General features: G+C 70.8%; 11 protein-coding genes. 7 read left to right on the top strand and 4 right to left on the bottom strand.

All coding sequences use genetic code 11. The features are described from left to right. Positions 1-344, top strand: a 344-nt coding sequence (locus ACFW2E_RS28640) for a hypothetical protein (protein ID WP_384469954.1), incomplete at its 5' end; no start/stop codon positions are given. A 121-nt stretch (positions 345-465) separates the two neighbouring features. Here the strand turns inward: ACFW2E_RS28640 and ACFW2E_RS28635 are convergent. From ACFW2E_RS28635 to ACFW2E_RS28625, 3 genes are all read right to left on the bottom strand, one after another. Beyond that, positions 466-1,014, bottom strand: coding sequence for a hypothetical protein (locus ACFW2E_RS28635; RefSeq protein WP_384469953.1), 549 nt, complete (start codon positions 1,012-1,014; stop codon positions 466-468). Between the two features lie 177 nt (positions 1,015-1,191). Next, entirely contained in the window at positions 1,192-1,956 is a 765-nt protein-coding gene (locus ACFW2E_RS28630) for a hypothetical protein (protein ID WP_384469952.1), read from the bottom strand. A gap of 60 nt (positions 1,957-2,016) precedes the next feature. After that, positions 2,017-2,145: a hypothetical protein gene (locus ACFW2E_RS28625; RefSeq protein WP_384469951.1), complete on the bottom strand. Its 129-nt coding sequence runs from the start codon at positions 2,143-2,145 to the stop codon at positions 2,017-2,019. 680 nt (positions 2,146-2,825) lie between these two features. Here ACFW2E_RS28625 and ACFW2E_RS28620 point away from each other — a divergent pair. The 3 genes from ACFW2E_RS28620 to ACFW2E_RS28610 all read left to right on the top strand — a co-directional run bounded on the left by ACFW2E_RS28620 (position 2,826) and on the right by ACFW2E_RS28610 (position 7,069). Further along, positions 2,826-3,791: an SCO0930 family lipoprotein gene (locus tag ACFW2E_RS28620; RefSeq protein ID WP_384469955.1), complete on the top strand. Its 966-nt coding sequence runs from the start codon at positions 2,826-2,828 to the stop codon at positions 3,789-3,791. 324 nt (positions 3,792-4,115) lie between these two features. Continuing rightward, positions 4,116-4,928 carry an SAM-dependent methyltransferase gene (locus tag ACFW2E_RS28615; protein WP_384469950.1) on the top strand — a complete coding sequence of 271 codons (813 nt, stop codon included), beginning with the start codon at positions 4,116-4,118 and terminating at the stop codon, positions 4,926-4,928. Then, positions 4,925-7,069, top strand: coding sequence for a putative bifunctional diguanylate cyclase/phosphodiesterase (locus tag ACFW2E_RS28610; RefSeq protein ID WP_384469949.1), 2,145 nt, complete (start codon positions 4,925-4,927; stop codon positions 7,067-7,069). The genes ACFW2E_RS28615 and ACFW2E_RS28610 overlap by 4 nt, the downstream gene beginning before the upstream one ends. 177 nt (positions 7,070-7,246) lie before the next feature. On the opposite strand, the gene ACFW2E_RS28605 is transcribed toward ACFW2E_RS28610, so the two are convergent. Continuing rightward, entirely contained in the window at positions 7,247-8,131 is an 885-nt protein-coding gene (locus tag ACFW2E_RS28605) for a LysR family transcriptional regulator (protein ID WP_384469948.1), read from the bottom strand. Between the two features lie 120 nt (positions 8,132-8,251). On the opposite strand from ACFW2E_RS28605, the gene ACFW2E_RS28600 reads away from it, so the two are divergent. Genes ACFW2E_RS28600 through ACFW2E_RS28590 form a run of 3 tightly spaced genes read left to right on the top strand, consistent with a single transcriptional unit; the run spans position 8,252 to position 11,638 of the window. After that, the gene (locus ACFW2E_RS28600) at positions 8,252-8,923 is read left to right on the top strand and encodes a succinate dehydrogenase (RefSeq protein WP_384469947.1); all 672 of its coding nucleotides are present in this window, start codon (positions 8,252-8,254) and stop codon (positions 8,921-8,923) included. Between the two features lies 1 nt (position 8,924). Next, the gene (locus tag ACFW2E_RS28595; protein ID WP_384469946.1) at positions 8,925-10,883 is read left to right on the top strand and encodes a fumarate reductase/succinate dehydrogenase flavoprotein subunit; all 1,959 of its coding nucleotides are present in this window, start codon (positions 8,925-8,927) and stop codon (positions 10,881-10,883) included. Next, positions 10,880-11,638, top strand: a complete 759-nt coding sequence (locus tag ACFW2E_RS28590; protein ID WP_384469945.1) for a succinate dehydrogenase/fumarate reductase iron-sulfur subunit — start codon at positions 10,880-10,882, stop codon at positions 11,636-11,638. The genes ACFW2E_RS28595 and ACFW2E_RS28590 overlap by 4 nt, the downstream gene beginning before the upstream one ends. Positions 11,639-11,692: the final 54 nt, after the last annotated feature.

Here is an 11,692-nt window from a genome sequence, read left to right as displayed (position 1 = left end):
GCGGTGTGGAGGGCCGCCGGGTGTGTGGCACGGCGGTCTCGCGCGGATTACGTACCGTCTCGCTGTCGCGGGACAACGGCGGCAACGACACGGCGAGGGGCGTCGCGACGGTCAACAACGACGCACAGCCCGGCCAGTACGACATCACCGTCAACTGCAACGGCCGCAGCCTGATCCGCCCGGGCGCCTTCACCGTGATCGGCGGCGTCCGCGGCGGTCTCGGCGGCAGCATCTCGTCCGGGGCGACGAAGACGGACGTGGCCATCGGCGGCGGGCTGGTCGCCTCGGCGGTGATCGGCGGCGGGGTGTTCTGGCTGCGCCGCAGGCACGAGAAGCGGATCTGACCGGGCGCGGCCCCTCTCCCCGGACGGCCCCTTCGGAGAGCACGGCGCACGGTGACAGGCCTTCGCCCCGGACCCCTGACGGTTCCAGGGGCGAAGGCCTGTGCGGTCGGCGGCGGCACGGTCAGCCACCGTCCTGGCCGCAGCGGCGGTGCGCGAGGCCGTAGGCCGTGGCCACCGACGTCGTGACGAGCACCGCGCCCGGGGCGACCTCCTTGAGGTCGAACCCGGCCAGGCTGCCGCCCTCGCCGGCCTGGACGCCCCGCTGGGCGGACACGTCCGACAGCGGCGGCAGGAGCCGCGGGTTGAGATCCGAGCGGCCATCGGTGACGGCGAGATCCGTCGAGCCGCTCGCCCCGTCGCAGCTGAACGTCACCCGGTGAGCGGAGCCCGCCCGTACGTCCCGGGCCGCGGTGGCGGTCGCCGACGACCGGCCCGACGGGATGCGGACCGTGTCGAAGATGCCCGAGGACACCGTGGCGGTCCCCCTGCGGCCGTCCCGGTTCAGGCTCAGGGTCACCCGGTCGCCCGCAGCGACGGTGCCCGGCTCGACACGGAGGCCGAACGGCGCAGCGCCGTCACCGCCTTCGGCGACGGCGGCCGGTGCGGAGCGGGAGAGGACGAGGATGCCGGACCCCGGCGGGGCGGCCGCAGCGACGCGTATCGCGCGCATGGTGTTTCCTCCGGTCCCGAGGAGCAGCTGCGGGTCTCTTCCGTCCGCGATGGACATGCACCTCGATGATCGGAACGCTAGGAAAGCGGGCCCACGGGCGCGATCGCAGTGGCGCGAACGGGTCATGTCCGTGGGCCGCTCGGGTGAGGGCGCGGCGCGCCCGCGGGACTTCGGCCGTCAACCCCTGGCGTGCGGGAACAACGTCAGGAACGGCTCGGCCGTCGCCGCGATGCCCCGGCTGAAGGGAGCGTCGAAGTCCCAGATGAGAAAGAGCATGAAGGCGATCGTCGCGGAGAACAGCCCGGCGAGGATGAGCTCGCGTCCGGTGCGTCTGATCTGCAGCGCGAAGACCATGGCCACGGTGATCACTCCGCCGGTGAGCAGCCCGAACCACACCACGTCCGGCATCGTCGCCCCGGTGGAGTCGGCCCGGGCGTTGCGCGCCTGGTCGACGGCGCTCACCTGGTCGACCAGGGGCTGGTACGCCTGCGCCTGGAAATCCGTCTTCGGCTGGAAGTCGGTGACGTCCCGGCGGACGCGGCCGAGCAGTTCGGAGCCGCGGGAGGTGAGCCGGCCGTGGTCGGCCATCGCCTTCCACTCGGTGGTGACGACGTGTCCGACATAGGCGTTGACATCGCCCCGAATCCGGTCGCGGACGTCGGGCGGATAGACCCGGACCCGCTCCGAGATCTCGTGCAGCGACTGGGCCTCCGCCTGCACGTGGTCCTGGGCGGCACTGCGCGCCTCCCACACCCCTGCGATGGCCAGTCCCAGCACGATGGCGTACACGACACCGATCCACATGGTCATGTACTCGATGACATCCGGGGTCTCACTGGGGTCGTCGTCCTCGGCGGCGGTGCGGTGCCGTACGAAGGTGATGGCGACCACGACGGCGCACGCGCCCAGCATCGCGAGGGCGAGAACAAGCCATTCCGACAACAGGTGCCTCCAGAGAGTGAATCGGCGCTTCGGCGCTCCGGTGCTCGGAAACGCGAAGCGTCAGCGCGGACGCAGCGCGGCGACCGCGACCACCGCGGGAACGGTGATGAGCAGGACATAAGTGACCGGGGAGGTGCGGTTGTGCGCCGTCGCGCCGGTCGGCTTCGGGTGGTACGCCGGGAAGCTCACCGGCGTCGGTGAGGGCCGCGGGGCCGGCTTGGGCGACGGGGGTGGCGTCGGGGCGGGCCTTCGGGCCGGGACGGGGGCCGGCCGGGGCGGTGGTGGGGTCGGACGCGGGGTGGGGGGCGGTTTCGGCGGTGGTGGTGGGGTGGGCGTGGGGGAGGGCGTGGGGGAGGGCGGGGGCGGGGGAGTGGGCGTCGGGCAGGCGGGGGGCTCGGGCCAGGAGCCGTCGCCGGCGACGGCCACCGCGACCGTTCCGTCCGGGCCGGTCGAGGCCACCGCGCAGGCGTCGGCAGCCGCCGGGCCGGCCGGACAGCCCGCGAGGATCCATGTCAGCGCCAGCACGGGCAACACCCTTGTGGCGGGCGCGAATCGGGTCCGTTCGGGTCCATGCACGACGGAGATCATGGGCAGCGGAACGGCGTCCCACGCCGGAGCGCCGGGCGATTGCCCCGAAGGGGGGAAGGACGCCGTACGGCGGTTTGAACGACAGGCCACGGCGGTCGGCCGGGGGGTACGGACGTGCGATCTGCGCCCGGGGATCGCACCGGGTGCGGGGCGGGCGCGTCACGGCGTGTGGAAAGAAATTTGCGCGCCGGTTGAACACACCGGCCGGTTCCGTCCGTACCCATGGTCGTGCGGCGACACAGAGGCGCTGCGAATATCAAGGCGATAATGGGGAGTTGACGATGAAGACCTCCTGGCGGAGCGCCTCACTCGTGGTGGTGGCCGCGTCTGTGCTGATGCTCACGACGGCGTGCGGTCAGGACAATCCCACCACTCCGTCGTCCGCTGCCCAGAACGTCGGCGCGACGGCGGCGGCGGGTGACTACGGCAACTCCGGCACGGGCACCGGCACCACCGCCGGCAACGGATACGGCGCCGACGGCAGCCAGAGCTCGAGCTCTCCCGCCGCGGCGGCCCCCGCGGGCAAGCTGTCCGTGGCCGCCAACCCGGACCTGGGCAAGGTGCTGACTGACGGTGCCGGCCTCACCCTGTACCGATTCGACGCGGACACCGCGAATCCGCCCAAGACGAACTGCAACGGCGACTGCGCCAAGACCTGGCCGCCGGTTCCCGCGGACGACGCCACGGCCGGTGAGGGCATCGACAAGGCGCTGCTCGGCGAGGTCACCCGCTCCGACGGCAGCAAGCAGCTGACCATCGGCGGCTGGCCGGCGTACCGCTACGCCAAGGACGTCAACGCCGGTGACGTCAGCGGCCAGGGCGTGGGCGGCAAGTGGTTCGCGCTCGCCCCCAACGGCAAGAAGGCGACCCTCGCGGACCAGCCCGGCCTGTCGACCCGCAAGGACGCCAAGCTCGGCGAGATCGTCGTCGACAAGAACGGCATGACGGTCTACCGCTTCATCAAGGACAAGGCGTGGCCCAAGTCCGTCTCCAACTGCACCGGGGCCTGCCTGGAGAAGTGGCCGGCCGTCGCCGAGGTCAAGGCCGACGACACCAAGGGTGTCGCGAAGAAGGGCCTCATGGGCTTCACCCGGCCCGACACCGGCACCAAGCAGATGACGGTCAACTGCTGGCCCATCTACACCTTCTCCGGCGACAAGGCTGCCGGGGACACCAACGGTCAGGGCGTCGGCGGCACGTGGTACGCCGTCCGCCCGGACGGCAAGCTGGTCGGCGCGTCGAAGTAAGGATCACCTCCCCAGGGTTGATCGCCTCGCCCATGTCGTATCGGACCACCGCGGAAGGGAGGGACGAGGACAAGCGAGAGTGCAGGACGCACGACACGACAATCGGCGCGTGACCACGGATCCGCCCCCTCCGCACCGCACCGGAGGGGGCGGATCGTTGTGCTGTGGGCGGTCACCGAGCGGCGTCGGACGGGCACGTGCCGCAGGCAGTGACCGGGAACGGACGGTCAATTTCCGGTTCGGGTCGCTCCTTTGGCGGGCGATCAGTAGCCTCTGCTCGAACACCGGATCGCCTGACCTGTCGCCTACGCCTTGGAGAGATACATGGAGCGTCCCGCCTGGGCCCCACGAAGCATCGACATCTCGGTGCCGAGCGTTTCGCGTATCTACGACTACTACCTGGGCGGATCGCACAACTTCGAGGTGGACCGCGAGGCGGCCCGCAAGGCCATGGAGTTCATGCCGGGACTCCCCAAGATCATGCAGGCCAACCGGGCCTTCATGCGGCGGGCGGTGGGCTTCGCGGCCGAGGAGGGCATCGACCAGTTCCTCGACGTCGGCTCCGGCATCCCGACGTTCGGCAACGTGCACGAGGTGGCGCAGGCGGCCCGGCCCGGCGCCCGGGTCGTGTACGTCGACCACGACCCGGTGGCCGTGGCGCACAGCCAGGCGGTCCTGGCGGGCAACGAGGCCGCCGACGTCGTCGCCGCCGACCTCCGCAAGCCGCAGGAGATCCTGTCGAGCCCCCAGGTGGAACGTCTCATCGACCTGAATCGGCCAGTGGCGCTGCTTCTCGTTGCCATACTGCACTTCGTGGAAGACGCGGACGACCCGTACAGTGCGGTGGCCGAGCTGCGCGAGGCGCTCGCGCCCGGCAGCCTGCTGATCCTCACGCATGCCTCGTACGAGGGAATCCCGCTGCCACCCGAGCGGGCGGAGGGCGCGGTGGACGTATACAAGGACATTCGCAACCCGCTGATCATGCGCTCGCGCGACGAGATCGCGCGGTTCTTCGAGGGGTACGACATGGTGGAACCCGGGCTGGTGCCGATGCCGCGCTGGCGGCCTCAGGCGGCGCCGGAGGACGAGGATCCCTACGCCTTCTCCGGTTTCGCCGGCGTGGGGCGTACGGCGTGACCGCGGAGCCGGACGGGCCGGAGGACAGACTGCGCCGGTTCGCGACGATCTGGAGCCGGGCCGTGTTCCCGGTGACCTCCACGTCGCTGACCCGGCCGGAGTTCGAGGAGCAACTCCTGCCGCTCGCACGCCGGTTGAGCGAGGCGCTGCGGGCACGCAACTTCGCCGCCGACGAGGCCAGGGCGGTCGGCGCCGCGCTGATCGAGGCGCACTGCACCGACCCCGAAGCGCTCACCCGCACCCTGGACTGCGTCGACGCCTACCTCGTGCTCTACTGCGGCGAGGACCGCCCCCAGGACGAGATGCGCATGCGCTCCTCGCGGCTGCAGCACTCCATGGCCGCCGGGTTCGCCCAGGCGCTGCGCGAGCGGACCCTGGCCGAACAGGAGGCCATCGCGCAGGCCGCGTTGCGGGCCCAGGGCGTGGTCGCGCAGGCGCTGCACGCCAGCGAGGCCCGCTTCCGCGCGGTGTTCGAGGGCGCCGCCATAGGCATCGGCATCGCCGATCTGGACGGAAACGTCCTCCAGGTGAACGGGGCGCTGCTGCGCATGTTCGGCGGCTCCGAGCAGAGCGTGCGCGGCCGCAACGTCATGGAGTGGACCCACCCCGAGGACGCGCCCCAGACCTGGAAGCTCTACGACGAGCTGGTCCGCGGCGAACGCGAGCACTACCACGTGGAGAAGGCCTTCAACCGCCCCGACGGAACGGTCCTGTGGACCAATCTGACGGTCTCCCTGCTTCGCGACGCCGACGGCAGTCCGCAGTACCAGCTCGCCCTCATGGAGGACACCACCGAGCGGCGGCTGCTCAACCTCCGGCTGCGTTACGAGGCCACGCACGACGCGCTCACCGGACTGCCCAACCGCACCCTGTTCTTCGAACGCCTGGAGAAGGCCCTGGGCGCGGGCGAGGGCCAGCGCTTCGGACTGTGCTACCTCGACCTCGACGGCTTCAAGACCATCAACGACAGCCTGGGTCACGCGGCCGGTGACCGGCTGCTGGTCGAGGTGGCCGACCGGCTCCAGTCCTGCGCGACGGCGCCCGGCGAGATGGTGGCACGCCTCGGCGGCGACGAGTTCGTGGCGCTGACCACCGGACCCGGCACCGAGCGCGAGGTCGACGAGCTCGCCGAGCGCATCATGCACGCGCTCGTCACCCCGATCCGCATCGACGGCCGTGAGCTGCTCGTGCGCGGCAGCATCGGCATCGTCGAGGGGCCGGCGGGCGAGCGCACCCCGGCCGAGGTGCTGCGCAGCGCCGACATCACCATGTACCGGGCCAAGTCGGCGGGCGGCAACCGCTTCGAGCTCGCCGACCCGGAGGCCGATGCCCGTGCCATCACCCGGCACGGCCTGACCACCGCGCTGCCCGCCGCCCTGGACCGGGGCGAGTTCTTCATCGAGTACCAGCCGCTGGTCCACCTCGGCGACGGCAGCGTCCGCGGCGCCGAGGCCCTGGTGCGCTGGCTGCACCCGCAGCACGGCGTCCTCGGGCCCGACCGGTTCATCCCGCTCGCCGAACACACCGGGCTGATCGTGCCGTTGGGCCGCTGGGTCCTGGAGGAGTCCGTCCGCCAGGCCCGCGAGTGGCGCGAACGGTACGTCGACGAGACGACCGCCGGGCCGCTGCGCATCAACGTCAACCTCTCGCCCTGCCAGCTCACCCATCCCGGACTGGTCCAGGACACGGTGGACATCCTCGAACGCGCGGGCGTCCAGCCGGACTCCCTGTGCCTTGAGGTCACCGAGTCCGCGCTCATCGGAGCCGACGACGACCTGCTCAAACCGCTGCGCAGGCTCGCGGAGATGGGCGTCGACATCGCCCTCGACGACTTCGGCACCGGGTACTCCAACCTGGCGAACCTGCGCCGGCTGCCGGTGAGCATCCTGAAGCTGGACCGCTCGTTCACCCAGAGCATGCAGCAGTTCCCGGCGGACCCCGTCGACCTCAAGATCGTGGAGGGCATCGTCTCGCTCGCCCACAGTCTCGACCTCGCGGTCACCGTGGAGGGCGTGGAGACCGGCGCCCAGGCCGAGCAACTGCGCATACTGGGCTGCGACACGGCCCAGGGCTGGTACTACGCCCGCCCGGGCCCACCGGAGCGCCTGCACGAACTGGCGCTGGTGGACGCGACGGGGTGAGAGCAGCGCCCCGCAAGGGGCGCGGGGCCGGCCCGTGGGGCCGAGGGGCGCTGTGGCGCCCCAGGGGAGCGGGGCTGTATCGACGTGCGGCCCCGCCGCGTGGGCGCGACAGGCCACGACGTACCCGCAGTACCGGACGGTGCCTGCGAGGCAGACGCGTCCGGGCGGAGCGCGGCCTCACCGCTCGAGCAGCATCCGCTGCAGCTCACGAGCGGCCCGCGGCGGAGCCACGTCGCTGCGATGGGCCAGCGCGATCGTCCGGTGCAGCCCCGGCCGGGCAAGCGGCGTCACCCTGAGCCCCCGCCCGGCCCGAGTGGCAACCATCCGCGGCACCACGGCCACGCCGAGCCCGGCCCGGACAAACCCCAGTACCGCGTCCATCTCACCCCCCTCCACCGCGAAGGCCGGCTCGAACCCCGCGGAGCGGCACGCGGCGACCGTGAGCTCGCGCAGGTCGTAGCCGTGCCGGAACATCACGAGGCGTTCGCCCTCCAGATCGGCGATGTGCACTACCCGCCCGTCCCGGCCCGGTGCGGGCTCCTCCGGCGACGAGACCACCACCAGGTCCTCGCGCAGCAGCTCCACCGTGGTCAGGGCGGGCGAGGCGGGTGGGAGGGGGAGCACGATCAGAGCGAGGTCGAGGGCACCGCGCGCCAGCTCCCGTACGAGGTCGTGCGAGCCGCCCTCCTCGATCAGCAGCCGGATGCCGGGATAGCGGTCGTGGAAGGCCCGCAGCACGTCCGGGAGCAGGCCGGTGCACAGGCTGGGGGTGGCGCCCAGGCGGACCCGGCCGCCGCGCAGCTGCACCAGCTCCTGCACCTCGTGCCGGGCCGTGTCGGCGTCGGCCAGGATCCGGCGGGCCAGCGGCAGCAGCGCCTCACCCGCGTCGGTGAGCGTGATGTTGCCCCGCGCCCGCAGGAACAGATCCGCCCCCAGCTCCCGCTCCAGCGCCCTGATCTGCTGGGACAGGGACGGCTGCGCGACGTGGACCAGCTCGGCGGCCCGGGTGAAGTGCCGGGTCTCGGCGACCGCCACGAAGTACTGGAGCTGCTGGAACTGCATGGTTTCAGGATAGCCCCAGCCTATGGAAACGAGCCGGACCATGTCTTGGACCGATCGGGACCTTCGGCCCTAGCGTTCTGACCCATGGCTCTGGCAACGCGGACGGACCGACGGCCGTCCATGGCACGCACCGTGTGGGACTCCACCGTCGGCAAGAAGAGCGTGATGGCGGTCAGCGGCCTGATCATGCTGCTGTACCTGGTCGCGCACATGATCGGGAACCTGAAGATCTATTTCGGGGCGGGCGAGTTCAACCACTACGCCCACTGGCTGCGCACCGTCGGTGAACCCTTCATGCACTACGAGTGGACGCTCTGGCTCATCCGGATCGCCCTCGTCGTCGCCGTGGTCGCTCACGCCACGTCCGCCTACCAGCTCAGCCGCCGCGACATCCGGGCGCGCCCCAGCAAGTACGTGCACAGGAAGCCACGGGCGAGCTACGCGACGCGCACCATGCGCTGGGGCGGGATCATCCTGGGCCTGTTCATCGTCTGGCACCTCCTGGACCTGACCACCGGCACCGTGCACTCCGGCGGCTTCCAGGAGGGCCACCCGTACCAGAACGTCGTGGACACCTTCTCCACCTGGTACGGCAACGTCGTCTACATCGTCGCCATGCTCGCGCTCGGCCTGCACATCAGGCACGGCTTCTGGAGCGCCGCACAGACCCTCGGCGCGGGCAGCCGCACCCGCGACCGCGCCCTGAAGACCGTCGCCAACGTACTGGCGCTGCTGCTCACGGCCGGCTTCGTCGCCGTACCCGTGGGCGTCATGACCGGAGTGGTGAGCTGACATGACAAGCTACCTGGACTACGCGAACTACGAGACCGGCGCTCCCGTCACCGACGGCAAGGCACCCTCCGGCCCGATCAACGAACGCTGGGACAAGCGCCGTTTCGAGGCCAAGCTGGTCAACCCGGCCAACCGCCGCAAGCACACGGTCATCGTCGTCGGCACCGGACTCGCGGGCGGTTCCGCGGGCGCCACCCTCGCCGAACAGGGCTACCACGTCGTCCAGTTCTGCTACCAGGACTCCCCGCGCCGAGCCCACTCGATCGCGGCGCAGGGCGGCATCAACGCGGCCAAGAACTACCGCAACGACGGTGACTCCGTGCACCGGCTGTTCTACGACACCGTCAAGGGCGGCGACTTCCGCGCACGCGAGTCCAACGTGCACCGGCTCGCGCAGATCTCGGTCGAGATCATCGACCAGTGCGTGGCCCAGGGCGTGCCCTTCGCACGCGAGTACGGCGGCCTGCTCGACACCCGCTCCTTCGGCGGTGTCCAGGTCTCCCGTACGTTCTACGCGCGCGGCCAGACGGGACAGCAGCTGCTGCTCGGTGCCTACCAGGCGCTGTCGCGGCAGATCGCGGCCGGGAACGTGGAGATGCACCCGCGGACCGAGATGCTCGACCTGATCGTCATCGACGGACGGGCGCGCGGAATCGTGGCCCGGGACCTGATCACCGGCAGGATCGACACGTACTTCGCGGACGCCGTCGTACTCGCCAGCGGCGGCTACGGCAACGTCTTCTACCTGTCGACGAACGCCATGAACTCCAACGCCACCGCCGTCTGGCGGGCCCACCGGCGCGGCGCGTACTTCGCCAACCCCTGCTTCACCCAGATCCACCCCACCTGCATCCCGCGCACCGGCGACCACCAGTCCAAGCTCACGCTGATGAGCGAGTCGCTGCGCAACGACGGCCGGATCTGGGTGCCCAGGGCCAAGGGCGACACCCGGCCCCCGAACAAGATCCCCGAGGACGAGCGCGACTACTACCTGGAGCGCATCTATCCGTCCTTCGGCAACCTGGTCCCGCGCGACATCGCCTCCCGCGCCGCGAAGAACGTCTGCGACGAGGGCAGGGGAGTGGGTCCCGGAGGGCAGGGCGTCTACCTGGACTTCGCCGACGCCATCGAGCGCATGGGGCGGGCGAAGGTCGAGGAGAAGTACGGCAACCTCTTCGACATGTACGAGCGGATCACCGCGGAGAACCCGTACGAGGTGCCGATGCGGATCTACCCCGCCGTGCACTACACGATGGGCGGCCTCTGGGTCGACTACGACCTGCAGACCACCGTCCCGGGACTGTTCGCGATCGGCGAGGCCAACTTCTCCGACCACGGCGCCAACCGGCTCGGCGCCTCCGCGCTGATGCAGGGCCTGGCCGACGGCTACTTCGTCCTGCCGGCCACCATCAACGACTACCTCGCCCGCAACCCGCACCAGGAGAGGGTCACGCCCGAACACCCCGTCGTCCAGGAGGTACTGGCGGAGACCGAGGACCGGCTCAACCTGCTCCTGGCCGTCGACGGCGACCGCACCCCCGACTCCTTCCACCGCGAACTGGGCGAACTCATGTGGGAGTTCTGCGGAATGGCGCGGACCGACGCCGGACTGCGCAAGGCCCTCGAGCGCATCCCGCAGATCCGCGAAGAGTTCTGGCGGCGGATCAAGGTGCCGGGCACCGGCGAGGAGTTCAACCAGTCCCTGGAGAAGGCGAACCGCATCGTCGACTACCTGGAGCTCGCCGAGCTGATGTGTCTCGACGCGCTGCACCGCGCCGAGTCCTGCGGCGGCCACTTCCGCGAGGAGTCCCAGACACCCGACGGCGAGGCCGCCCGCAAGGACGACGAGTTCTCCTACGCGGCCGCCTGGGAGTTCACGGGTACGGGCAAGGCCCCGTCCCTGCACAAGGAAGACCTGGTCTTCGAGTACGTCCACCCCACCCAGCGGAGCTACGCATGAAGCTCACCCTGCGCGTCTGGCGGCAGCAGAACGCCGACACCGAAGGCGCCATGTCCACGTACGAGGTGGACGGCATCTCCTCCGACATGTCCTTCCTGGAGATGCTCGACACGCTCAACGAGGAACTCATCCTCAGGGGCGAGGACCCGGTCGCCTTCGACCACGACTGCCGCGAGGGCATCTGCGGCGCCTGCTCGCTCGTCATCAACGGCGACGCGCACGGCCCCGAGCGCACCACCACCTGCCAGCTGCACATGCGGTCCTTCAAGGACGGCGACACGATCGACATCGAGCCGTGGCGGGCGGCGGCCTTCCCGGTGATCAAGGACCTGGTCGTGGACCGGTCCGCCTTCGACCGAATCATCCAGGCCGGCGGCTACATCACCGCGCCCACCGGCTCCGCGCCGGAGGCGCATGCCACCCCGGTGCCCAAGCCGGACGCCGACTTCGCGTTCGAGCACGCCGAGTGCATCGGATGCGGGGCGTGCGTGGCCGCGTGTCCGAACGGCGCGGCGATGCTGTTCACCTCCGCCAAGGTCAACCACCTCAACGTGCTGCCACAGGGAGCTCCCGAGCGGGAGACCCGGGTGCTCGACATGGTGGCGCAGATGGACGAGGAGGGGTTCGGCGGCTGCACGCTCACCGGCGAGTGCGCGACGGCCTGCCCGAAGGGCATTCCGCTGATGTCCATCACCGGCATGAACAAGGAGTGGCTGCGGGCCACCCGCAAGGCGGCCAAACGGCAGGGCCGTTGATCGTTCGCCGACACGGTGCGGACGGGCGGGACCGGGAGTGGTGCTCATCCCCGG

The sequence above is a fragment of the Streptomyces sp. NPDC058964 genome, from assembly GCF_042741275.1.
GTDB lineage: Bacteria > Actinomycetota > Actinomycetes > Streptomycetales > Streptomycetaceae > Streptomyces.
This window is presented reverse-complemented; position numbering and strand designations above follow the sequence as displayed.

What these genes read in the sequence shown, in the direction of transcription:
- ACFW2E_RS28590 (WP_384469945.1), top strand. Translation starts at nt 10,880, where the DNA reads ATGAAGCTCACCCTGCGCGTCTGGCGGCAGCAGAACGCCGACACCGAA.
- ACFW2E_RS28605 (WP_384469948.1), bottom strand. Translation starts at nt 8,131, where the DNA reads ATGCAGTTCCAGCAGCTCCAGTACTTCGTGGCGGTCGCCGAGACCCGG.
- ACFW2E_RS28600 (WP_384469947.1), top strand. Translation starts at nt 8,252, where the DNA reads ATGGCACGCACCGTGTGGGACTCCACCGTCGGCAAGAAGAGCGTGATG.
- ACFW2E_RS28595 (WP_384469946.1), top strand. Translation starts at nt 8,925, where the DNA reads ATGACAAGCTACCTGGACTACGCGAACTACGAGACCGGCGCTCCCGTC.
- ACFW2E_RS28620 (WP_384469955.1), top strand. Translation starts at nt 2,826, where the DNA reads ATGAAGACCTCCTGGCGGAGCGCCTCACTCGTGGTGGTGGCCGCGTCT.
- ACFW2E_RS28615 (WP_384469950.1), top strand. Translation starts at nt 4,116, where the DNA reads ATGGAGCGTCCCGCCTGGGCCCCACGAAGCATCGACATCTCGGTGCCG.
- ACFW2E_RS28635 (WP_384469953.1), bottom strand. Translation starts at nt 1,014, where the DNA reads ATGCGCGCGATACGCGTCGCTGCGGCCGCCCCGCCGGGGTCCGGCATC.